This is a genomic window from Nonomuraea sp. NPDC046570, from assembly GCF_040645915.1.
GTDB lineage: Bacteria > Actinomycetota > Actinomycetes > Streptosporangiales > Streptosporangiaceae > Nonomuraea.
Map to the genome: position 1 here is coordinate 271,948 of NZ_JBEYZF010000003.1, position 22,353 is coordinate 294,300.

General features: G+C 71.8%; 23 protein-coding genes. 11 read left to right on the plus strand and 12 right to left on the minus strand.

Annotated features, from left to right (window positions below; genetic code table 11):
* Positions 1–134 precede the first annotated feature (134 nt).
* On the plus strand, positions 135–2,075 hold the full coding sequence (locus ABZ911_RS07355; RefSeq protein WP_358052897.1) for a heparinase II/III family protein: 1,941 nt from the start codon (positions 135–137) through the stop codon (positions 2,073–2,075).
* A gap of 56 nt (positions 2,076–2,131) precedes the next feature.
* On the plus strand, positions 2,132–2,539 hold the full coding sequence (locus tag ABZ911_RS07360; protein WP_358052899.1) for a pyridoxamine 5'-phosphate oxidase family protein: 408 nt from the start codon (positions 2,132–2,134) through the stop codon (positions 2,537–2,539).
* Between the two features lie 10 nt (positions 2,540–2,549).
* Here the strand turns inward: ABZ911_RS07360 and ABZ911_RS07365 are convergent, their stop codons facing one another.
* Both ABZ911_RS07365 and ABZ911_RS07370 read right to left on the minus strand, forming a co-directional pair.
* On the minus strand, positions 2,550–3,578 hold the full coding sequence (locus ABZ911_RS07365) for a PP2C family protein-serine/threonine phosphatase (protein WP_358052901.1): 1,029 nt from the start codon (positions 3,576–3,578) through the stop codon (positions 2,550–2,552).
* Positions 3,579–3,777: 199 nt separating this feature from the next.
* Positions 3,778–4,407 carry a class I SAM-dependent methyltransferase gene (locus ABZ911_RS07370; protein WP_358052903.1) on the minus strand — a complete coding sequence of 210 codons (630 nt, stop codon included), beginning with the start codon at positions 4,405–4,407 and terminating at the stop codon, positions 3,778–3,780.
* A 279-nt stretch (positions 4,408–4,686) separates the two neighbouring features.
* Between ABZ911_RS07370 and ABZ911_RS07375 the strand changes: the two genes are divergently transcribed.
* From ABZ911_RS07375 to ABZ911_RS07385, 3 genes are all read left to right on the plus strand, one after another.
* Complete coding sequence (locus ABZ911_RS07375) at positions 4,687–5,676, plus strand: AraC family transcriptional regulator (RefSeq protein WP_358052905.1); 990 nt, start codon at positions 4,687–4,689, stop codon at positions 5,674–5,676.
* 115 nt (positions 5,677–5,791) lie between these two features.
* On the plus strand, positions 5,792–7,015 hold the full coding sequence (locus ABZ911_RS07380; protein ID WP_358052907.1) for a styrene monooxygenase/indole monooxygenase family protein: 1,224 nt from the start codon (positions 5,792–5,794) through the stop codon (positions 7,013–7,015).
* A 10-nt stretch (positions 7,016–7,025) separates the two neighbouring features.
* Positions 7,026–7,520, plus strand: a complete 495-nt coding sequence (locus tag ABZ911_RS07385; RefSeq protein WP_358052909.1) for a flavin reductase family protein — start codon at positions 7,026–7,028, stop codon at positions 7,518–7,520.
* A 28-nt stretch (positions 7,521–7,548) separates the two neighbouring features.
* Here the strand turns inward: ABZ911_RS07385 and ABZ911_RS07390 are convergent, their stop codons facing one another.
* Together ABZ911_RS07390 and ABZ911_RS07395 are read right to left on the minus strand one after the other, a co-directional pair.
* Positions 7,549–8,181 carry a response regulator transcription factor gene (locus tag ABZ911_RS07390; RefSeq protein WP_358052911.1) on the minus strand — a complete coding sequence of 211 codons (633 nt, stop codon included), beginning with the start codon at positions 8,179–8,181 and terminating at the stop codon, positions 7,549–7,551.
* Positions 8,178–9,383, minus strand: coding sequence for a sensor histidine kinase (locus ABZ911_RS07395; RefSeq protein ID WP_358052913.1), 1,206 nt, complete (start codon positions 9,381–9,383; stop codon positions 8,178–8,180). The genes ABZ911_RS07390 and ABZ911_RS07395 overlap by 4 nt, the downstream gene beginning before the upstream one ends.
* Before the next feature lie 172 nt (positions 9,384–9,555).
* Between ABZ911_RS07395 and ABZ911_RS07400 the strand changes: the two genes are divergently transcribed.
* From ABZ911_RS07400 to ABZ911_RS07410, 3 genes are all read left to right on the plus strand, one after another.
* Entirely contained in the window at positions 9,556–10,626 is a 1,071-nt protein-coding gene (locus tag ABZ911_RS07400; RefSeq protein ID WP_358052915.1) for an FtsX-like permease family protein, read from the plus strand.
* Positions 10,623–11,312: an ABC transporter ATP-binding protein gene (locus ABZ911_RS07405; protein ID WP_358052917.1), complete on the plus strand. Its 690-nt coding sequence runs from the start codon at positions 10,623–10,625 to the stop codon at positions 11,310–11,312. The genes ABZ911_RS07400 and ABZ911_RS07405 overlap by 4 nt, the downstream gene beginning before the upstream one ends.
* Before the next feature lie 71 nt (positions 11,313–11,383).
* Complete coding sequence (locus ABZ911_RS07410) at positions 11,384–12,025, plus strand: response regulator transcription factor (protein WP_358052919.1); 642 nt, start codon at positions 11,384–11,386, stop codon at positions 12,023–12,025.
* Here the strand turns inward: ABZ911_RS07410 and ABZ911_RS07415 are convergent.
* The 4 genes from ABZ911_RS07415 to ABZ911_RS07430 form a co-directional block, all read right to left on the minus strand.
* Positions 12,022–13,719 carry a GAF domain-containing sensor histidine kinase gene (locus tag ABZ911_RS07415; RefSeq protein WP_358052921.1) on the minus strand — a complete coding sequence of 566 codons (1,698 nt, stop codon included), beginning with the start codon at positions 13,717–13,719 and terminating at the stop codon, positions 12,022–12,024. The two genes, ABZ911_RS07410 and ABZ911_RS07415, sit on opposite strands and share 4 nt — an antisense overlap.
* 69 nt (positions 13,720–13,788) lie before the next feature.
* Positions 13,789–14,301 (minus strand): hypothetical protein, encoded by a 513-nt coding sequence (locus ABZ911_RS07420; RefSeq protein ID WP_358053267.1) that lies wholly within the window; start codon positions 14,299–14,301, stop codon positions 13,789–13,791.
* A gap of 505 nt (positions 14,302–14,806) precedes the next feature.
* Positions 14,807–15,784 (minus strand): cytochrome d ubiquinol oxidase subunit II, encoded by a 978-nt coding sequence (gene cydB / locus ABZ911_RS07425; RefSeq protein WP_358052923.1) that lies wholly within the window; start codon positions 15,782–15,784, stop codon positions 14,807–14,809.
* Between the two features lie 11 nt (positions 15,785–15,795).
* Positions 15,796–17,169: a cytochrome ubiquinol oxidase subunit I gene (locus ABZ911_RS07430; protein ID WP_358052925.1), complete on the minus strand. Its 1,374-nt coding sequence runs from the start codon at positions 17,167–17,169 to the stop codon at positions 15,796–15,798.
* Positions 17,170–17,381: 212 nt separating this feature from the next.
* Between ABZ911_RS07430 and ABZ911_RS07435 the strand changes: the two genes are divergently transcribed.
* Together ABZ911_RS07435 and ABZ911_RS07440 are read left to right on the plus strand one after the other, a co-directional pair.
* Entirely contained in the window at positions 17,382–18,362 is a 981-nt protein-coding gene (locus ABZ911_RS07435) for a nitroreductase family protein (protein ID WP_358052927.1), read from the plus strand.
* Complete coding sequence (locus tag ABZ911_RS07440) at positions 18,359–19,054, plus strand: CBS domain-containing protein (RefSeq protein ID WP_358052929.1); 696 nt, start codon at positions 18,359–18,361, stop codon at positions 19,052–19,054. The genes ABZ911_RS07435 and ABZ911_RS07440 overlap by 4 nt, the downstream gene beginning before the upstream one ends.
* A gap of 67 nt (positions 19,055–19,121) precedes the next feature.
* On the opposite strand, the gene ABZ911_RS07445 is transcribed toward ABZ911_RS07440, so the two are convergent.
* From ABZ911_RS07445 to ABZ911_RS07460, 4 genes are all read right to left on the minus strand, one after another.
* Positions 19,122–19,544 (minus strand): pyridoxamine 5'-phosphate oxidase family protein, encoded by a 423-nt coding sequence (locus tag ABZ911_RS07445; protein WP_358052931.1) that lies wholly within the window; start codon positions 19,542–19,544, stop codon positions 19,122–19,124.
* Complete coding sequence (locus ABZ911_RS07450) at positions 19,541–19,990, minus strand: pyridoxamine 5'-phosphate oxidase family protein (protein ID WP_358052932.1); 450 nt, start codon at positions 19,988–19,990, stop codon at positions 19,541–19,543. Before ABZ911_RS07450 ends, ABZ911_RS07445 begins: the two co-directional genes overlap by 4 nt.
* 84 nt (positions 19,991–20,074) lie before the next feature.
* Complete coding sequence (locus ABZ911_RS07455; protein WP_358052934.1) at positions 20,075–20,212, minus strand: hypothetical protein; 138 nt, start codon at positions 20,210–20,212, stop codon at positions 20,075–20,077.
* A 181-nt stretch (positions 20,213–20,393) separates the two neighbouring features.
* A complete protein-coding gene (locus ABZ911_RS07460) occupies positions 20,394–20,771 on the minus strand; it encodes a hypothetical protein (RefSeq protein WP_358052936.1) in 378 nt (125 codons plus the stop codon).
* Between the two features lie 333 nt (positions 20,772–21,104).
* Here ABZ911_RS07460 and ABZ911_RS07465 point away from each other — a divergent pair, with 333 nt between their 5' ends.
* Positions 21,105–22,301 carry a hypothetical protein gene (locus ABZ911_RS07465; protein WP_358052938.1) on the plus strand — a complete coding sequence of 399 codons (1,197 nt, stop codon included), beginning with the start codon at positions 21,105–21,107 and terminating at the stop codon, positions 22,299–22,301.
* Positions 22,302–22,353: the final 52 nt, after the last annotated feature.

A 22,353-nucleotide genomic window follows, 5' to 3' on the forward strand; every position in this document is an offset into this window, starting at 1 on the left:
AGATCGCCGGCGCCCTGACCGACCTGCTCCGACCTGGTCGCGCCCCTGCTGGACTACCGCCCCCTGACGCCTTCACCCGCACGCTCACCTGAGGATCGAGTTTCCGGGGCGGCCCCGCGGGCGAAAGATGCTGCATGACCACCCGCAGTGACGCGTCGGCGCATCAGGCAGCCGCCTCGTACTCCCCCGACTGGCCCCGACTCCGGCAGCGCGTCGCGACCCGCCCCTGGGCCGCGAACGTGCTCGCCGCGATCAGTGAGGGCTTCGCCCGCTGGGCGCTCGACCTCGTCATCCCGGGCCCCCAGGGTCGCTCCGCGTGGACCCACCACTACTACTGCGACGCCGACGGCGCGCCCCTGCGGTTCGACGTGTCCCTGCCCACCCTGCACGCCTGCACCCAGTGCGACCGGTGCTACACAGGCGAGCCCTGGGACGGGGCGTGGCGCACGACGATGCACAACGCGGCGGCGGCCCAGGCGCAGCGGGCCGCCCTGCTGATCCGCCTGTCGGCCGACCCGCAGGAGGTCACGGCCGCCCACCACGAGCTCGAACGCATCTTCACCACGTACGCCCGCGACTACCTGGCCTACGCGCCGCACGGCTCCAACGCCGGCCGGGGCCGCGTCCACCCGCAGAGCCTCGACGAGGCGGTCTGGGCCATCGGGCTGTTCAGGTCGCTGCGCTGGGCGGGCGACGTGCTGAGCCCCGCGACGTCGGCCGCGGTGAACGCGATGGCGCGGGCGATCGCGGACCTGCTCCGCCCCCAGGCCGGCGCCATCCACAACATCCCCTGCTGGCTGATCGCGGCGATCGCCGAGTGCGCCGTCCGGGTGGGGGACGCCGAGCTGCTCGCCTGGTGCCGGGACGGCGAGTTCGGCGCGGAGGCCCAGATCAGGCAGGGCTTCCACCCCGAGGGCCTGTGGTACGAGATCAACCCGCACTACCACTACTACACGGTGTCGGCCCTGCTCTCCTACCGGGAGGCGGCCGGCCGCGAGGGCCTGTCCGAGGGGGCGGCGCAGCGCCTGTCCCTGGCGATCACCGCGCCGCCCCGCCTGGCCTACGCCGACAGCCGCCTGCCCGCCTACGGCGACGGCTGGCAGGAGTGCCATGTCGGCGACTTCGCCTCCCAGGCCGAGGCCGCCTGGACGCTGCTGCCCGAGACGCCCTCGACCCTCGCGCGCTACTACACGCAACCTCGTCCGGGCCCGGTCCGCCTGTGGTCCGGCAGCCAGTTCCCGCCCGGCCACACGACGGAGCTGACCGGCCGCTCCTCCGTCGCCGCCCTGGTCTTCGGCCCCGACGACCTCCCCTTGCCGGCGGACGCCGGGCGCGAGCGGTCGTTCGTCTGGCCGCACGCCGGAATCGGCCTCCTGCACTCCCCGCGGGTACGGCTGGCGATGCGGTTCGGCCCCGACAGCGGCTGGCACGACCACCGCGACAAGCTCAACGTGGACGTGGAGACCTCCACCGGCTGGTCCAGCCTCGACCTCGGCACCAGCGGTTACGGCTCGGAGTTCACGACATGGCTGCGCTCCCCCGTGGCGCACAACATCGTGACCGTCGACGACGCCCGGCAGCCCGAGCACGCCGGGCGGCTGCTCGACTCCTCGCCCCGTCACCTCACGGCCGAGTCCGCCTGGGACGGCCACGTGCTGCGCCGCACGGTCACGCTCGACGGCGACGGCTGGACCGACGACTTCACCGCCGCCCTCGCCAGGCCCGCGGCCCTGGAGTGGGCCTTCCACGGCGACGGCGTCTTCGAGCCGGATCACAACCCGGAGCATGACCCGGCGCACGCGGCCCTGCCGGATGGGCTCGGGCACGAGTGGCTGCGGGAGGTGTGCCGCCTCGAACTCCCGCCGGACCGGGTGCTGCGCGGCAGGTGGAGCGTGGAGGGCTCGCCGCACCTGACGCTGGCCGTACCGGAGGGGTTCGAGGTCTACAGTGCGGTCGGTGCGGGCAATCCGAGCGGGTACGCCCTCGGGGTGCTCATCCTGCGGGGGCATGGTCATGCGGCGCGGTTCCAGGCCTCGTTCCGGTTGGGGGACGGGCAGGAGGGCCGATCGGCGTGACTCCTGGGACCTTCGTCCCTGAGCGGGCGGTGTGAGGGGCGGGCAGCCTGGGTGGTATGACAGTGGACTCGGCAGGCCTGCAGGTGCTCTCCCCCGAGGAGTGCCTGCGCATGCTGGCGTCGGCGAGGATCGGGCGGGTCGTCTTCACCGACCGCGCGCTGCCCGCGGTCCAGCCGGTCATCTACTGCCTCGACGGTACGGACATCGTCCTTCGTACCGCCGCCGGGTCCACGCTGGCCGCCGCCACCCGCAACGCGGTGGTGGCGTTCGAGGCCGACGACTTCGACCCGGACCTGCGCTCGGGCTGGTCGGTCACCGCGGTCGGCCACGCCCGCGCCGTCCACGACCCGCGCGAGCTGGCCGGGCTGGCCGAACTCCCGCTGACGCTGTGGACCCCGGGCGAACGCGACCACTACGTCGTCATCCGGGCCGAACAACTCTCCGGCCGCCGCATCCCCGGCTGACCGGCCGGGGTCAGGCCGCCTGGCGTTGCAGCAGGAGCATCGCCGCGTCGTCGGGTAGCGGGCCGCCGACGTGGTCGAGCAGGTCGGCGCGCAGGTCGTCGAGCGCGGCCTGCGGGTCGACGCACTGCAGGATGTCCGCCCGCGCGAGCAGCGGGTAGAACGCACCGCCGTCGTCGCGCGCCTCGATGACGCCGTCGGTGTAGAAGAGGATCTGGTCGCCCTGCCCGAACGGCACCTGGTACGGCTTGGGCACGCCCGCCCCCAGCCCGCCCAGCCCGAGCGGCACCCCTTCGTTCGGCAGGTCCACTTCGCTGATTTGCCCGTCGCCGGTCAGCAGCAGCGGCGCGGGATGCCCGAAGTTGAGCAGGGTGATCTCGTCCTCGTGCACTTCGGCGAGTATCGCGGTGACGAACTGCTCGGCGTCCAGGTGGCGGGCGAGGCTGGTCTCCAGCCTGTCGCCGAGGCCGGACAGGTCCGGCTCGTCGTAGGCGGCCTCGCGGAAGGCGCCGAGCACCCAGGCGGCGGTCTCCACGGCGGCCAGCCCCTTGCCCTGGACGTCGCCGATGAGCAGGCGGACGCCGTTGGCCGTGGTGACGACCACCTCGTACAGGTCGCCGCCGATCTGGGCCTCCGCGGCGGCGGAGGTGTAGGACAGGGCGATGCGCAGGTCGCCGGCCCGGCGGGGCACCGGCCGCAGCAGGACGCGCTGGGCGGCCTCGGCGACGATCCGGACGTTGGCCAGCTCGCGTTCCCGCCTGATCCGCAGGTGGCTGGCCACCATGCTGGCCCCGGTGACGCCGACGATGGTGGCGATGGTCAGGTTGTTCTGCGCCTTGCCCAGCAGGCCGTTGTACTGGGCGAGCGGCAGGCACACGCCCACGGCCAGCGTGCCGACGATGGCGGTGCGCCGTACACTGCCGGACACCGAGGCGAACGTCGGCCCGAGGGTGAGCAGCGGCAGGAACCCGAGGCGGGGCCCCGCCAGCACGTCGGTGATGGCGACGACCACGATGGCCACGAACGGGAGTGACCTGAGCACGTCCTGTGACCTCCTTGACGCGCCCACGATTGTTCCGTCCCTCCCCTGGCGACTCCGGTCAGATCCCGGTCAGTGTGTCACGTGGTATCCGGGTTCCGTCAATGATCATAACTACGCCCTGAAGCTTACAGAATGTCCGCTCACAAGCCTGTACGGCGGCGGTAATGGGCCGGCGCGTTCACTCTCAGAGGAAGGCCGATCAGAACCTGTCGTACCCGACGAAGGTGAACATGCTCGCGCCGGCTGTCAAGGGTTGCGGCCTGCCGGTGAAGCGGTGCGCGCCGACGCCGAAGCCCGCGTCCGGGTCCGACACCCACTGCCGCTCGAAGCCGCGCGCCTCGAACCAGTCGCAGATCAGCGGCACCCGGTCGGGCGGCTCGCGGTGCCGGGTCCAGATCACGGTGGCGCCGGTGGCGCAGAGCCGGACACAGTGGTCGACGGTGCGCTCGATGTCCGATTCGGTGATGTTGCCGAACAGCCCGCAGACCAGCACGAGGTCGGCGGGCACCATGCCCAGGTAGTGGTCGGTGAGCGCGGCGTCCCCCATCACCACCTCGACCCCGTCCAGCCCGGCGGCCAGGTTCCTGGCGAACGCGACGTTGCCGGGATCCACCTCGACCAGCCGCGCGCGGACGTCATCGCGGCGCGGGTGGCCGGCCAGGACGCCGAGCAGGTCGCGCCCCTGTCCCGCGCACAGGCTGACCACCTTCAGCGGACCGGGCGGGCAGCCGTCCAGCGCCACCCGGATCCGCTCCTGGACAGCCCGCAACCGCCGCGCCAGAGACGAATCCGGAAGATCGTACTCATCGTGCCAGCTCCGCCAGTCCATGATCGAACCCTATGGGGTCCACGCCGTAGACCGCCGGCGCGGTTCGACGGCCTGCTGGATGCGCGCTCTGCGAGCGCTGCGCCCGGAGGATCTTCGACGGCGTCCGAGCCTGATCGCGGATTCGCTGGACCGCCAACAGAAGGTGACGGATGCTGAACACGGAGCGTCGCCCGGGAGAACCCTCGGGTCTGTGCATTTTTGCATAGACCACCGATCTGGGATCGGCCATGATCTCGCAGCGGCGGGCAGGTGCGGTGGGCTTCCGAAAGCGAGACATCGATGGCGGATTCGCGGCGAGAGGTCCTGCTCGGCGGTAGACCGCTCTTCGCCAGCGACGACCTCGACGAGGTCCGCGAGCAGGTGTCGCGGGTGTTCTGCCCGCACCGCCTGGATCTGACCGGCGACTCGTCCCTGCTGTCGGCGCGTTTCAACTCGGCCGGCCTGGACGCGGTCCGGGTGAGCTACCTGGACTACGGCGCGGACGTCCGGATCGAGCCGGGCGACCTGGAGTCGTTCTTCCTGGTCCAGATCCCGCTCGCCGGGCGCAGCCTGATCCGCTGCGGCGACCAGGAGATCGTCTCCACCCCGGCGCTGGCCTCGCTGCCGTCCCCGACCCGGCACCTGGACATGCGCTGGGCGGCGGGCTGCCCGCAGCTCATCGTGAAGTTCGACCGCCCCGCCGTCGAGCGCGCCGCGGAGCAGATGCTGGGCGAGCGGATCGACCGGCCGATCGTCTTCGACCTGGGCATGGACCTGACCACGGGCTGGGCGCGCGCCTGGCGCGGAATGGTCGACCTGCTGGTCAGGGAGGCCGAGCACGACGACGGCCTGACCGCGCAGCCGCTGGCCGTCGCCCACCTGGAGAACGCCCTGCTGGCCTCCCTGCTCACCATGCAGCCGTCCAACTACCGGGATCGGCTGACCGCGCCCAGCCCGCCCGCGGTGCCCAAGGTGGTACGCCGGGCGGTGGAGTTCATCGAGCAGCACGCCCACCTGCCGCTCACCACCGAGGACATCGCGCGGGCGGTGGCGGTCAGCAGCCGCTCCCTGCAGGAGGGCTTCCGCGGCCACCTGGGCGTGACCCCGATGGCCCGGCTGAGGGAGGTGCGCCTGACCCGGGTCCACGAGGACCTGGCGTCCGGCGACCCCGCCCGCTGCACGGTGACGAATGTGGCCGCGCGCTGGGGCTTCCTGCACCAGGGCCGCTTCGCCGCCGCCTACCGGGCCAGGTACGGCCAGGCGCCCTCGGAGACGCTGCGCCGGGGATGAGCCGCGCCAGGTGGACGAGATCCGCGCTGAGCGGATAGTCCGTGCGGGGCCGCGCGCCGTACCTTCTGATCAGGCGCCGATCCGACCCCCACTTCTTCTGAGAGGACACACTCCCATGCGCAGAATCCTGATCGTCGGTGCCGGGCAGGCGGGCCTGCACCTCGCGCTCGGCCTGCTGCGGAACGGCTACGACGTCACCGTCGTCTCCAACCGGACGCCCGAGGACCTCCGGGCCGGCCGGCCGATGTCGGGCCAGGCCATGTTCGGCACCGCGCTCGGCCTGGAGCGCGACCTCGGGCTGGACCACTGGGCGGACGAGTGCCCGCCGATCGAGGGGATCCAGTTCGCGGTCCCCGGCCCGGACGGCGGCAAGGCGATCGGCTGGGCCGCCAGGCTGGACAGGCCGGCCCGCTCGGTCGACCAGCGGCTGAAGATGCCGGTGTGGCTGGCCGAGGTGGAGCGGCTCGGTGGGAAGGTCGTCGTGCACGACGCGACGGCCGCCGACCTGGAGGCGTACGCGGCGCAGTACGACCTGGTGATGGTCGCCGCGGGCAAGGGGCCGATCGCCTCGCTGTTCGAGCGGGACGCCGCGCGCTCGCCGTACGAGGCGCCGCAGCGCGCGCTGGGGCTCACCTACGTGAACGGCCTGAGCCCGCGTCCTGAGCACTCCGCGGTGTGCTTCAACCTGATCCCCGGAGTCGGTGAGTACTTCGTCTTCCCCGCGCTCACCGTCTCCGGCCCCTGCGAGATCATGGTGTTCGAGGGCGTCCCCGGCGGTCCGATGGACTGCTGGGCCGATGTCCGCACCCCGGCCGAGCACCTGGCCAGGAGCCGCTGGATCCTGGAGACGTTCCTGCCGTGGGAGGCGGAGCGCTGCGCGGGGATCGAGCTGACCGACGAGCGCGCCACGCTGACCGGGCGGTTCGCGCCCACCGTGCGCAGGCCGGTCGCCGTCCTGCCGTCGGGCGCGCCGGTGCTCGGGGTCGCCGACGTGGTCGTGCTCAACGACCCGATCACCGGGCAGGGCTCCAACAACGCCGCCAAGTGCGCCGCCTCCTACCTGGGGGCGATCCTGGAGCGCGGCGAGCGGCCGTTCGACGCGGCCTGGATGGAGCGGGCCTTCGAGGACTACTGGGCCACCGCCCGGCACGTCACCACCTGGACCAACGCCCTGCTCGCCCCGCCGCCGCCGCACGTGCTGGAGCTGCTCGGCGCCGCCGGGGAACTGCCCGAGGTGGCGTCCCGGTTCGTCAACGGGTTCGACGACCCGTCGGACTACGCCGAGTGGTTCCTGGACCCCGACAAGGCGCGCGCCTACCTGGCGCGGGCCGGAGCCTGAGGAGGGCGCCGTGAGATCGCTACGTGACGCGCTCGGGCAGTTCGCGACCGGGGTCGCGGTGGTCACCACGGCCGTCCCGCACGGGGAGCGGGCCGGGGTGACGGTGAACTCCTTCACCTCGGTGTCGCTCGATCCCCCGCTGGTGCTGTGGTGCCTGTCCCGGCAGGCGCCCAGCGCGCCGCTCTTCCTGCGGGCGGGCCGGTTCGCGGTCAACGTGCTGGCCGCCGGGCAGGATCACCTGTCGCAGCGGTTCGCCCGGCCGGCGCCGGACAAGTTCGCCGGGGTGCCGACCCGGCCCTCGCCGTACGGCCTGCCGATCCTCGCCGGGAGCCTGGCGACCTTCGCCTGCCGTACGGTTACCACCTACGAGGCGGGTGACCACCGCATCTTCATCGGCGAGGTGGAGCACTTCCACCGGGAGGGCGGCGAGCCGCTGGTCTTCCACTCGGGCCGGTACCGCGACCTCGCCGTCGCGGAGCCGGTGATGGAGCGGATCGGCGCGTGAGCGGCTTGTGCCGGCGCTTGGAACTCCCTCAGGAGGGGCGGATGAGGCCCCTCCTGGTGGCGACGGCGACGGCGGCCGTGCGGGAGTCGACGCCGAGTTTGGCGTAGATGTGCACGAGGTGGGTCTTGACGGTCGTCTCGCTGAGGAACATCCGCTTGCTGATCTGCCGGTTGGACAGGCCCGCGGCGACGTGGCCGAGGACCTCCAGCTCGCGCGGGCTGAGCGTGGCGTCGGGGGTGCGTACCCGGCCCAGCAGGCGGGAGGCGACGCTGGGCGCCAGCGCGCTGGCGCCGGTCCTGGCCGAGCGGATCGCGGCGTGCAGGTCGTCGGAGGGGGCGTCCTTGAGCAGGTAGCCGGTCGCGCCCGCCTCGATGGCCGCGAGGATGTCGGCGTCGGTGTCGAAGGTGGTGAGCACCAGGACCCGGGGGCCGCCGAGGGCGACGATGCGGCGGGTCGCCTCGCTGCCGTGGATGCCCGCGCCGAGCTGCAGGTCCATCAGGACGACGTCGGGGGCGAGCGCGCGGGCCGCCTCGACGCCCTCCTCGCCGGTGGCGGCCTCGCCGACCAGCTCGAAGTCGGGCTGCCCGGCGAGCATGGCGCGGATGCCGGAGCGTACGACGGGGTGGTCGTCCACCAGGAGGATCCGGATCGGCGTCGTCATCGCCGCTCCCCGGTGGCGGGCAGGGGCAGGGTGGCGGCGACCGCGGTGCCCTCCCCCGGGGCCGACTCGACGGTGAGGCCGCCGCCCAGCGCGGTGACCCGGTCGCGCATGGCGCGCAGGCCGTACCCCGTGCCGGCTGTGCCCGCGGGGGTCTGGGCGGGGTCGAAGCCCCGGCCGTCGTCGACGATGTCCAGCACGACCATGTCTTCCAGGTAGGTGAGGGTCACCCCGGCCCGCTCGGCGCCGGAGTGGCGGCTGACGTTGCCGAGCGCGCCCTGCGCGATGCGCAGCAGCGCCAAATCGTAGTCGGCGGGCAGCGGCACCGGAGTGCCCGCCACCTCGAAGCGCACCTTGGTGGGGGTTCCGGCGGCGGCCGAGTCGCTGAGGCCGCGTAGCGCGGCGGTCAGCGTGGAGTGCCGCAGGGCGGGCGGGGCCAGCGCGCGGACGAAGTTGCGCGCCTCCTCCAGGTTCTCCTGGGCGGCGCGCTCGGCCTCCGTGATCCGCCGCTCGGCCTCCTCCGGCCGGTCGGCGAGGTCGCGGCGGGCCGCGCGCAGCAGCAGGATGATGCTGGACATGCCCTGGGCGAGGGTGTCGTGGATCTCCCTGGCCAGCCGCTCGCGCTCGGCCAGCCGCGCCGACTCGCTCTCCACCCGGATGAGTTTGGTACGGGTGCCGACCAGGTCGTCGATGAGCAGGCGGCGCTGCTCGCTCTCGGCGTACAGCGCCTTGTAGACGAGTGCCATGAGGGTGGCCACCGCCGCCCCGATGCTGGGCCCGATCACCTGCGCGGCGGTCAGGCCGCCCGCGTGCCAGCTCGCCGTGGCGATCGCGGCGGCGGTCAGCACGACGACGCCGGGTAGCGCGACCGCCAGCGGCAGCAGGTGCAGGTAGGCGAAGAACAGCGGGAAGGCGAGCCAGACGAACCGCGGCGAGCTCAGCGCCAGCGCGGCCCAGCCGGCCGTGACCGCCACCAGCCAGATCCGGCCCAGCAGCAGGTGGGTGTGGCCGCCGAAGTGCGGCAGCCGCCCCTCGATGAAGAGTCCCGCCGCGTACAGCACGCCGAGCAGGACCCCGCACACCACGAGGATGGTACGGCCCTCGTGCGCGACCCCGACGACCGCGATGACCAGCAGGACCGCGAAGGTGCCGTGAATGGCCCACCTGAGCAGCCGGAGCGCGGGCGGGAACGGAAAGTCCATCATTTCTCACTCAGCGTAGCGACATATCCGGTTTGTCGCATCGTTCAAAAGGTGGATTTCCGGCCGTCCGAAGGGGTGAGCCCGTGCGGATCATCCTCACGATGCGCGGGGGTGGGCCACCGGCCCAGGGTGGGAGGCGTCCAGTTCAGCTCATGTCCAAACGGGGGGATGCGCCGTGTTCGTGGCGCTCAGAGACCTGCGTTTCGCCAAAGGACGATTTGCCCTCATGGGTGCCGTCGTCCTGCTCATCACGCTCCTGGTGACCATGCTGTCCGGCCTCACCGCCGGGCTGGCCCAGGAGAACATCTCGGCCGTGGAGAACCTCCCTGCCGACCACATCGTCTTCGCCACCGAGAAGCCGTCCTTCTCCGACAGCCGGATCGCCGAGAAGACCTGGGAGGCCTGGCGGAAGGAGCCAGGCGTCGCCGCCGAGCCGATCGGCGTCAGCATGGGCCGCCTCACCTCCGGCGACGACCGCAGCGCGTCCGCCGCGCTGTTCGGGGTACGGCCCGGCGGCGAACCCGCCAAGGCGTCGGGCGGCGTGCCGGACACCGGCACGGTCGTGCTGTCGGCCGCGCTGGCCGAGGAGAGCGGCCTGGCCGCCGGCGCCAAGGCGCGGATCTCCGGCCGTGACTTCACCGTCGCGGTCAGCGGAGTCAGCGCCTCCTACAGCCACACCCCGGTCGCCTGGATCAGCATCGGCGACTGGCAGTCGATCGCCCAGCAGGGCGAGACCGGCACCGTGGCGACCGTGCTGGCCCTGCGCACCAGCGGCGACCCCGCCCTCGCCGCCGCCGACGAGCGGTTCGGCACCACCACGGTGCCGCTGGCCGACGCGCCCGCCGCGATCGGCTCCTACTCCTCGGAGAACGGGTCGCTGCAGCTCATGCGCGGCTTCCTGTTCGCCATCTCCGCGCTGGTCATCGGCGCGTTCTTCACCGTGTGGACCATTCAGCGGCGCGGCGACGTCGCCGTACTGAAGGCGCTCGGCGCGAGCACCGCCTACCTGCTGCGCGACGCGCTCGCCCAGGCCGTCATCGTGCTGCTGCTCGGCGCTGGGATCGGCGGCGCGATCGGCGCGGCCCTCGGCGCCCTCGCCGAGGGCACCGTCCCGTTCGTGCTGTCGGCCGCCACGACCGTCGTCCCCGTCGCCGTGATGATCCTGCTCGGCGCCACCGGCGCGGCCCTGGCCATCCGCAAGATCACCTCCGTCGACCCGCTGACCGCCCTCGGAGCCTCCCGATGACACTCAAGCTCACCGACATCGTCCTGACCTACCCCGACGGGGACCGTACGCTGACCGCGCTCGACCATGTGGACCTTGCCGTCGCGCCCGGCGAGTTCACCGCCGTCGTGGGCCCGTCCGGTTCGGGCAAGTCGAGTCTGCTGGCCGTCGCCGCGACCCTCATCACGCCCGCCTCCGGCACGGTCTCGATCGCCGGGCACGAGGTGTCGGCCGCGAGCCAGGCCGCGAGGACGCGGATCCGCCGCGACCACGTCGGCATCGTGTTCCAGCAGTCCAACCTGCTGGCCTCGCTCACCACCCTCGACCAGCTCCTGGTCATGGCCGACCTGGCCGGCCGCTCCACCCGCGCGGCGGCGGCGCGGGCGCGCGAGCTGCTGCTGGCCATGGACCTGGCGGACAAGGAGGACAAGCGCCCGCACCAGCTCTCCGGCGGCGAGCGGCAGCGGGTCAACATCGCCCGCGCGCTGATGAACCGGCCGGAGGTGCTGCTCGTCGACGAGCCCACCAGCGCGCTCGACCACCACCGAGGCGAGCGGATCGTGTCCCTGCTGGCCGAGCTGACCAGAGAGAACGGCCTGTCCACGGTCATGGTCACCCACGACCTGGCCACCCTCTCGATGGTGGACACCGTGCTGACGATGGCCGACGGCAGACTCACCGCCGAAACACCTGCCCCGGCGGCCTGACGTGCTACCCGACCCACGCAGGGACCTTGTGCCCTACCGAGCAGGGTCGAACGGAGGCTAACGTCAAAGGCATGATTCGCGTGTTCCTGGTGGACGACCATGAGGTGGTACGGCGGGGCGTGGCCGCGCTGCTGGACGGCGAGGACGACATCGAGGTGGTCGGCGAGGCCGGCACCGCCGAGTCGGCCGTGGCCCGCATCCCCGCCCTCAAGCCCGACGTCGCGGTTCTCGACGTCCGGCTGCCCGACGGCAACGGCGTGGACGTGTGCCGCGAGGTGCGCTCCCGCCTGCCGGAGCTGTCCTGCCTGATGCTGACCTCGTACGCCGACGACGACGCGCTGTTCGACGCCGTGATGGCGGGCGCCTCCGGCTACGTGCTCAAGCAGATCCACGGCTCGGACCTGGTCGGCGCCGTGCGCACGGTCGCCTCGGGGCAGTCGCTGCTCGACCCGCAGACCACCGCCGCGATGCTGCAGCGCCTGCGCGACCAGGCGGCCAAGCGGGACCCGCTGGCCGCGCTGTCGGAGCAGGAGCGGCACATCCTGGAACTCATCGGCGAAGGCATGACGAACCGGCAGATCGGCGAGCGGCTGTTCCTCGCCGAGAAGACGGTCAAGAACTATGTGTCCAACCTGCTGAGCAAGCTCAGCATGCAGCGGCGCACCCAGGCGGCGGCGCTGGCCGCCCGCCTGAAGGCCGACCGTAACCGCTAGCGCAGCGGCACGCTCCAGCTCAGGCAGGTGCCGCCCTTCTCCGGCGCGGTGATCGCGAAGGAGCCGCCGAGCTGGGTGGCGCGCTCCTCCAGGTTGCGCAGGCCGCTGCGCCTGCCGTCGGCGGGCAGGCCCACCCCGTCGTCCTGGACGGTGAGGGTGAGGCGCCCGCCGGCCACCTCGGCCGAGACGTCGATTCTGGTGGCCTTGGCGTGCCGTACCGCGTTGGAGAGGGCTTCGCGGAGGACGGCGAGCAGGTGGCCGGCGATCTCCTGGGGCACCTGGTTGTCGAGTTGGCCCTCCATTCGCAGCCCGGGCATGAAGCCCAGGTGGCCGCGCGCGCTCTCGACGAGCTCCACGATGCGGGCGCGCAGGCTGCTGTCGCCGCTGGGCGCCTGCAGGGCGAAGATGGTGGAGCGGATCTGCCGGATGGTCTCGTCCAGCTCGTCGATGGCGTGCTGCAGCCGGTTGGACGCCTCGGGACGCTGGTCGACCAGCCGGACCGCGCTCATCAGCGTCATGGCGATGGCGAACAGGCGCTGGATGACCACGTCGTGCAGGTCCTTGGCGATCCGGTCGCGGTCCTCGAGCAGGCCGAGCCGTTCGGCGTCCTTGCGCGTGTCGGCCAGTTCCAGCGCGAGCGCCGCCTGCCCGGCGAAGGCGTGCAGGGTGCGCAACTCGATCTGGCTGAACGGGATGCGCCCGGAGCGCTTGCCCACGGCGAGCACGCCGCGCGCGGTCCCGGCCGGGCCGAGCGGTACGGCGGCCGAGGTGCCGACCTTCACGTGCTCCGACAGCACGCTCCGCAGCTCCCCGCCGGGCAGGTCGGTCGCCAGTACCGGCTCGCCGCCGAGGAAGGCCTGCCCGGCCAGCGAGCCGTCGACGGAGACAGTGGCGTGTTCGAGGCGGTCGGCGTGCTCGCCGTCGGCGATCGCCACCCGCAGCATCTGCCGGTTCTGCGCGGGCAGCATGATCGCGACGATGTCCGCGTCGGTCATCTCGCGGGCCCGCCTGGCCATCAGCCTCAGCACCTCCTGCGGGTCGGCGCCGGACAGCAGGCTCGTGGTGATCTCCGAGGAGGCCGTCAGCCACATCTCCCTGCGCCGGGTCTCCTCGAACAGGCGGGCGTTCTCGATCGCCACACCGGCCGCGGTGGCCAGCGCGATGACGATCGCCTCGTCCTCCTCGTCGAACTCTCCGCCGCCGCGCTTCTCGGTGAGGTAGAGGTTGCCGAAGACCTCCTCGCGCACCCTGATCGGGACGCCGAGGAATGAGCCCATCGGCGGATGGCCGGGCGGGAAACCGTAGGACTCGGGGTGGTCGGAGATGTGGGCCAGCCGCAGCGGCCGCGGCTCCTTGATCAGCAGGCCGAGCAGGCCGAGCCCGTGCGGCCAGTGCTCGATCTTGGCGATCTCCTCCTCGCTCAGCCCGACCGGGATGAACTGCACCAGCGTGCTTTCCTGCCCGACCACGCCGAGCGCGCCGAAGGAGGCGTCGACCAGGGTGGTGGCGGTCTCCACGATCCGGCGCAGCACCGTCTCCAGGTCGAGATCGCTGCCCACCGAGACGACCGCCTCCAGCAGCGCGTGCACCCGGTCCCGGGTGGCCAGTACCGCCTCCAGGCGGGACTGCAGCTCGGACAGCAGGTCGTCCAGCCGCAGGTGGGGAAGCAAGGATCGAGGCTCAAGGTCTGCCATATCGACATAGCTTTCCACCTCCACGACGAAACGCCCACCCGTGGGGAGGGTGGGCGTCGTCACCGGGGGTTATCGAAGGACCGGATACCGCCGCACCAGCGGGGTGCCGCCCCACCACCTGCCGACGCCGAGGGTGTCCCCGGCGTTGGTCAGGGCCAGGCCGGCCAGCACGACGGCGTAGACGAGGTGCTCGTCCATGAAGGGGTTGTTGGCGAGCGGCAGCTCGGCCGCCCACATCATCAGCATCATCAGGCCACCGGCGACGGCGGCGATCCGCAGCCCGGCGCCCAGGACGAGGGCGGCGCCGATGCCGAGCAGGCCGAGCATGAACAGCCAGTCGACCCAGACCTGTCCGGCCAGAGCCGAGAAGAAGCCGCCCAGGGCGTTCTCACCGGTGCCCTTGAGGAACCCGGTCGTGGGGCTGCCGCCCGCCAGCCAGGCCTTTCCGGCGGGCGTGGCCAGGCCCCAGCCGAAGGCCTTGTCCAGGAACGCCCAGAGGAACACCCAGCCGATGCCGATCCGCGCGACCGCCCAGACGTAGTCGACCGGACGTGCCGCGGCCGGTCGCGGCTCAGCGTCCATGACAGGTCTGGTGGGGACTTCCCGCCCGTACGTGGTGGCCATGACGGCCCCCTTTCCGTGTGGTTTCGCTGCCGTTGCCGTACATCGATCACACCGTGTTCCGGGGGGCGCGGGCAGTGCCTTACGGCTCGGGCGCGAGACCCCGAAGGTCCCCGCCTCAGGGGACCTTCGGCCCGTCCAGCACCTCCGACAGGTCCCGCCGGACGGACGGGGTGTCCTCGAAGACGATGCCCAGCCGCATGATCATCTGCGGCTGGGCATCGGAGCACAGGTGGTGGCGGATGAACTCGCGCAGGCCGGGTGGTAGAAGGGGGCTCGCGCCCCCACTCCCGCGCGCCCAGGTATTCCCGCTGCGCGAAGGAGGGCCAGGTCGCCGCCTCGACCGCGTTTCTCAGGATCACGGGAACTTCCTCCGGTGTGCGCGTGATGAAGCCAGCGCATCATCCGGGGCGGTGCCCGGGCAGGGCCGAAAGACCTCTGTCCCATGGTCCTTCGGACGGGCCCGTCAGCTCACCACGGTGGTGAGCCTGCGGCGGAACACCCAGTAGGTCCAGCCCTGGTAGGCCAGGACGACGGGGGTGAAGACGGCCGCGACCCAGGTCATCACGCCCAGCGTGTACGGCGAGGAGGCGGCGTTGTCGACGGTGAGGCTGTGCGCCGGGTCGAGGGCGGGCATCACGTTCGGCCACAGGTTCGCGAAGAGGGTGACCGTGACCGCCACGATGGCCAGCGCGTTCGCCGCGAACGCCCAGCCGTCGCGCCCGCGCAGCGTCGCGGCGAGGGCACCCGCGATGCCCAGCGCGGCCACCGCCACCGAGATCCAGGTGACCGGCTTGCCCGCCTGCAGCTGCGTCGCGACCAGGAAGGCCCCGCCGATCACCAGGGTCGCCGGGCCGACCACGCGTACGGCCGCGACCGCGCGCCCGCGCAGCTCACCGCCGGTCTTCAGCGCCAGGAACACCGCGCCGTGCAGGGTGAACAGGGCGAGCGTGGCGAGGCCGCCGAGCAGCGCGTAGGGGTTGAGCAGGGTGAGCAGGGTTCCGGTGTACTCGTGGTCGGCGTCCAGCGGCACGCCGCGCACAATGTTGGCGAAGGCCACGCCCCACAGGAAGGCCGGGCCCGCCGAGCCCCAGAAGAAGGCCCGGTCCCAGCCCTTGGTGCTGTCGCTCTTGCTCCGGTACTCCAGGGCGACGCCGCGCATGATGAGCGCGAGCAGGATGAGGAACAGCGGCAGGTAGAAGCCGCTGAACAGGGTCGCGTACCACTCGGGGAAGGCGGCGAAGGTCGCGCCTCCGGCCACCACCAGCCACACCTCGTTGCCGTCCCACAGCGGGCCGATGGAGCGCACCAGGGTGCCGCGGTCGGCGTCGCCGCGGCCCAGGAACGGCAGCAGGATGCCGACGCCGAAGTCGAAGCCCTCCAGGACGAAGTAGCCGGTCCACAGGACGGCGATGAGCACGAACCAGACGGTGGTCAGTTCCATGGGGGACTCCTCTAGTACGACAGGGCCGGGGCGGCGTCGGCGGGCTCGTCCTCGTCGCGAGGACCGATCCGGATGAACTTGACCAGGAGCCGGATCTCGATGGCGGCGAGGACGGCGTAGACGAGGGTGAAGCCGACCAGCGTGATGGCCACCTCGGTGACGTCGACGCCGGGCGAGACGGCGGCGGCGGTGCGCATCATGCCGAACACGGTCCAGGGCTGGCGGCCGACCTCGGTGAAGATCCAGCCGATGGAGTTGGCGAGGAACGGCAGGCCGATGCCCAGCAGCGCCAGCCGGTAGAACCAGCGGCCCTCGGGCAACCGCCCGCGCCTGGTCGCCCAGAGCCCGGCCGCGGCCAGCAGCGCGGCCAGCACGCCGAAGCCGATCATCAGGCGGAAGGACCAGTAGGCCAGGCCGACGACCGGGCGGTAGTCGCCGGGGCCGTACTGCTCCACGTACCGGGCCTGGATGTCGTTGACGCCCTCGACCTTGCCGTCCAGGGTGTTGGTGGACAGCAGGCTCAGGCCGTACGGGATCTGCAGGTTGATGTGGTTGCGGCCGTTCTCGACGTCGCCGACGGCGAACAGCGAGAACCCGGCCGACGTCTCGTCCTCCCAGAGCGCCTCGGCGGCGGCCATCTTCATCGGCTGCTGCTCGGTCATGAGCTGCGCCTGCCAGTGGCCGGAGATCGCGACGCCGATCGAGGCGGCCACCGTGACGGCCATCGCCATCCGGGCCGTGCCACGGAACTGCTCGACGTCGCGGCGGCGGGCCAGGTGCCAGGCGCTCACCCCGGCGACGAACGCGCCCGCGGTGATGAAGGCGCCGAAGATCACGTGCGGGTACGTCACGAGGGTCGTGGAGTTGGTGAGCACGGCCCAGATGTCGGTGAGCTCGGCCCTGCCGCCGACGATGCGGTAGCCGACCGGATGCTGCATCCACGAGTTGGCGGCCAGGATGAAGTAGGCGGACAGGTTGGTGCCGATCGCCGCGATCCAGATCGTGGCCAGGTGGACCTTCGGCGACAGCTTGTCCCAGCCGAAGATCCACAGGCCGAGGAAGGTCGACTCCAGGAAGAAGGCGATCAGCCCCTCCATCGCCAGCGGCGCCCCGAACACGTCGCCGACGAAGCGGGAGTAGTCGCTCCAGTTCATCCCGAACTGGAACTCCTGCACGATGCCGGTGACCACGCCCATCGCGAAGTTGATCAGAAACAGCCGGCCCCAGAACTTGGTCTGCTTCAGGTAGACCGGTTTCCGGGTGCGGTACCAGGCGGTCTGCAGTCCCGCCACGATGACCGACAGGCCGATCGTCAGCGGCACGAACAGGAAGTGGTACACGGTCGTGATGCCGAACTGCCAGCGCGACAGGTCCAACACATCCATGGGGGCTCCGAATCAAGGGGTCGCGGGGGAGGCGATGCAAGAGTGGCCGGTGGGGGCCGGTCCGGCGTAGGGGCGGGCGGCCCGGCTAGCGGGGACCTTGGTCGTCGCCGGTCGCCGGACCAAAGTCCCGGCCGTGCGGGCCGTACGGCCCTGCTGCGGGCGGGCGGTCGGGAGGAGCGTCGGGGGTAACCGTTCCGACGAAGGAGGGGCCCATGGGCTCACCCCTTGCCACCGAACTCGGGGTCCGCCGGCTGCTCGTCGCCGCCGGGCAGGCGCCGTCCGTGTTCAACACCCAGCCGTGGCGGTTCACGGTGATCCGCCAGGAGGCGATCGAGTTGCTGGCCGACCCCGGCAGGCGGCTCAGGGTGAGCGACCCGCGTGGCCGCTCGCAGCTCGTGAGCTGCGGCGCCGCCCTGTTCAACCTCAGGCTGGCGCTCCGGGTGGCCGGGCAGCGCCCGCAGGTGCGGCTGCGTCCGTCGCCGAAGCACCCCGAGGTGCTGGCGCGGGTACGGATGACCGCGGCGGGTGCGCCCTCTCCCGAGGAGCGCGGCCTGTACGACTGCATCCCGCTGCGGCGCACCAACCGGCAGCCGTTCAGCGTCCGGCGGGTGCCGCCCCGGGTGATGGCCGAGCTGCGCGTCGCCGCGAGCTGGGAGGGCGCCAACCTGATCCCGGCCGACGCCGCAGAACTGCTGGAGTACGCGGTCATGGCCGAGGACGAGCTGTCCGGGGACCCGGCCTACCTGGCCGAGCGGGACGCCTGGACGATGCCCGGCGCCTGCCACGACGGCGTGCCCGGCTACGTGCACGGGCCGCGCCCGTCCGGCGACCTGCCGCCGACCCGGGACTTCGGGCGGCGCGGGCCGGGCGTCCCGTTCGAGCCGCGTCCCCAGCTCGCCGTGCTCACCACGCCCGGCGACCGGCCCCTGGACTGGCTGCGGGCGGGCCAGGCGCTGCAGCGGGTGCTGCTGGTCGCGACCGCGCACGGGGTCTCGGCGTCCTTCCTGAACCAGCCGCTGGACCTGCGCGACATGCGCCACCGCTGCGACCCGCAACACCGCCGCGGCCACCCCCAGATGATCATCAGGTTCGGGTACGGCCCCGCCGTACCGCGCTCGCCCCGCCGTCCCGCGGCCGAGCTGGAGACCGGCCACACCGCGTTCGCCCACCAGACCCGAAAGGCCGTCTCATGAGAATGACCGTCGCCGACCTGATGACCACCGACGTGGTGGCCGTCCACGACACCACCCCCTTCCAGATGGTCGCCGAGATCCTCGTCGAGTCCGGCGTCAGCGGCCTGCCGGTGGTCGACGAGGACGATCGCGTGCTGGGCGTGGTGTCGGCGGCGGACCTGCTGCGCAAGGAGGAGTTCAGGCAGCGCTTCGCGGGCGACCGCTACCGGCCGCCGCTGCGTGCCCGGCTCCGGCACGGGTTCGGCGCGGAGGGCGACACCTTCCGCAAGGCCGAGGGCGAGACCGCGGGCGATCTGATGACCTCGCCCGCGATCGTCGCCAAGCCGGACTTCTCCGTGGTCCGCGCGGCCCGCCTGATGGACCGGCACGGCGTCAAGCGCCTGCCGGTGCTGGACGCCGAGGGTGGGCTGATCGGCATCGTCAGCCGCGGCGACCTGCTCAAGGTGTTCGTCCGGCAGGACGCCGAGATCGAGCGGGAGCTGCGCGGGCTGGCGTGCGTCACGCAGGCCGCGCATCTGGAGATCACGGTGGCCCAGGGGGTGGTCGGGCTCACCGGGCGGACCGACCGGCGCAGCGAGGCGGACGCCATCGTCTGCGGGGCGGAGCGGATCGACGGGGTGGTGGGCGTGCACGCCGACTTCACCTGGGCACGGGACGACACCGTCCCGGTCACCTCGTGGGCGGGCGTCTGACGAAAACCCGACCGACCGCCCCGGACTCCGGGGCGGTCGGTCGGTTCCTGGGACCTTGGGCGGTCGGTCAGGTTTCGGGGATCAGCTCGATGCCGGTGATCATGTCGGCGTGGATGGAGATGACGTAGTCCATCTCGCGGGCCACCCACGGGCGCAGCAGCCGCTCGTAGCGGGCGATCGCCGCGGGTTCGCGGATGATGTGCGCGGTGCCGGTGACGATGACGCTCCAGCCCAGGTGCGCGTCGGGGTCGAGGTTGTCGGCCTCGTAGGCGACCACCGCGCCGCGCGGCCCGTCGGAGTGGGAGACGATCGCCGCGCCCAGGTGGCTGCGGATGATGATCGCCTCACCGTCGACGATGTGGTTGACCGGGCGGATGGCGGGCAGCGCGTTGCGGGTGAACACGACCCGTCCGAGCGAGACCGTGCCCAGCAGCTCCAGCGCCTGCTCGCGGGAGAGTTCGTTGATCTGGCGCGCTTGTCCGGTCCTCATGACCGGGCTCCGACGACGACTCCGGTGACCAGCTCCGGGCGGATCTGCACGAATAGGTCGAGATCCTGGCCGGTCCAGCCGCGCAGCAGCGGCCGGAACCGGTCCAGTTCGCCCTCGTCCTCGATGAGCCCCGCCCGCCCGGTCGCCGTGATGCTCCAGCCGAGACGGGTGTCCGGGGCGATCAGGTCCGCCTGGTAGATCACCTGGGTCAGCCCCGGCCGCCGCAGCACGGAGGCGATCTCGGGGTCGTATCCGGTGCCGATGACGATGTGATCGTCGCGGACGATGTGGCTGACGAGGCGGATGGCGGGCACCGCCCTGCTGATGAAGACGATCCGGCCCAGATCGGCGTCGCGGAGCAGACGAAGAGACTCCGCCCGGGACGCTTCCCTGTGCAGGCGGACCGGCGGGTCGGCGTGGTACGGCATGGCCCTACTGTGCCTCACCCGAATCTCCGCAGGTAGGGACCAAAGTCCCTAGTCCAGGCCTCGACCACCCGGGTCGGCGCCGGATACCGCACCAGGGGGCGGTCATCTCTCGATGAGGCGGCGCTCGGTCGCGCCGACGCCGTCCAGGCCGGGCATGCGCAGGTCCATCAGCGCCACGTCCGGCCGGACCGGGTCACGCGCGCGCGTTCCCGGCACGGGCGTGCAACGCCGCCGGGTCAAGGACGGCCACCGCGCCCGGCTCGACCTTGACGATCGGAGGATCCCTACTACACGACGCCCGGGGTGACGGTCGTCTCGCTCCGCCCTTGGCGGCCGATCGTCCAACCTGGCGAGGTGGCGAGCCGAAACTTCTCGAGGTAGCCGCCGGGCGAGAACCGGGCGTGTGCACCAGCCAGCCGTCTCAGCCGCTGCGCCAGCGGGCGTGGCCGCCGCCCCGCGACACGCACTTCATGAGCGTGCCGGTCTTCGTACGCCCGAGGGCACCGGCCGGGGAGCAGAAGGAGCCAGGGTGGACACCGGACCGTACGGCGGGCCGGGTCACCGGCCTGATGCGGGCCGGCCCCGGCACCTGCCGGGGGTGCTTGCGGCGGATCTTCACCGGGCCGTGCGTCGCGCCGTGCTTGCCGGCGGGATGCGTCGCCTTGCCGGGGGTCGAGATCGGCAGCGGGGTGAAGGTCGCGCCCGGGCGTTCAGCGCTGGAGCCCGAGGCTCCGCCGCATCCGGAGGCGAGCAGCAGCGCGACGCTCAGGGCGACGCCACGCGCGAAGGTTCGAGGCATGGGGTTCCTGTTCCTGGTAGGGGCCGTGCGGCTCATACCAACACGGTCCAGTTACCCCGCGCCTTCGGTTCATCACTTTACGTTATCTTTTCTGAGCGGGCTGCACGGTGGGGGGACATTCCGGCCGTTGAGAGAACCACGCACCAGTGGTTGCCCCATTTGTGGCACTCCTTCTAAAAGATCACGGATCTTGGTGAAACCTGCCATGATGCTCGAGAATCGGGGGCACGCGCGAGACGGGGGTAGTCTCGTGCGCTGATCGCGCTGTGCCCTCAGATCATCTCTGGCAGATCTGGAAGGGGACAGAACGTGCCTAGATTAAAGTTTCGACCAATGGTCGGCGCCATCGCACTCACCGTGGCCGCCACCGGGATCGCGGTGGCCTTGCCGGTACTTCCCGCTTCGGCCGCCCGGGTGGACGCCACCTGCGGCAACACCGCCACGGACGCGGCGACTCTGCAGGCCGCGATCGACTCCTCCCACGAGGGCGACGAGATCGTCATCAAGGGCCCGTGCCTGATCAACGCGACCATCAGCCTGCTTGACCGCCGTACCTACCGGGGCGACGCGAAGGCCGGAGCGGTGATCAAGCAGGCGGACGGCGCCAACCTGCCGGCCATGCTGGCCTCCGCGTCCTGGGTCACCGACCAGGAGTACAGCTCCGACACCGTACGCATCGAGCGGCTCACGCTCGACGGCAACCGGGACCACAACACCGGCACCGTGGGCCTGATGCTGCGCTCGTGGAACACCCGCGTCTACGACGTGGACATCTTCGGCGCCCCGACCGACGGCATCCGGATCAGCAACCCGTCCAAGAACGGCACGCTGCTCCGCAACACCATGGTGAACAGCGTCATCAGCGACGTCTACATCGAGGGCGCGGGCGCTTCCGGCCTCAAGGTGATCGACCCGGGCAACTCGGTCACCGACTGGACGTTCCAGCGGTCCTGGATCGGCTTCAGCGGCGCCAGCGCCATCGAGACCGAGAACGCGGCCGGATGGACGTTCAGCGAACTGCACCTGTACGCGTCTCCGAAGCACGCGATCGACGCCCACCGCTGCTTCGGCACCTCGATCCAGAACAACTACATCGAGGACTTCGGCTCGGAGGGGAAGGCGAAGGAGACCTACTACGGCGTCCGCTGTGACCTGCAGGGCGAGGCCGCCACCACGATCAACAACAACCGGATCCACAAGTTCCTGCCGCCGCCCAACGCGCTGGCCGAGTTCCGGAAGTCTCACAAGCTCGGTACGGCGCCGGCGGAGCGCGCCAAGTCCCTCACCGGCCCGCTCCCGCCCGAGACCAACTTCGTCTACCTCGCCCTCGACGGCGTGAACTACGGAGCCGGGCACGCGGCGGTGACCGGGAACACCATCCTCGGGCACGGAACCAAGCAGGAGACCGGGATGCTCTTCAAGAAGGCGGAGGGCGATTCGATGTCCCTCGCCTCCTCGGGCAACCTGATCGACAACATCGGGATCCCGCGCGTCGTCGGGCCCGGCGTGAGACTCACCCGCGGATACTGATCCAGCCAACGGGACGGCGCCCCGCGCGGGCGCCGTCCCAAAGTGCGGCAAC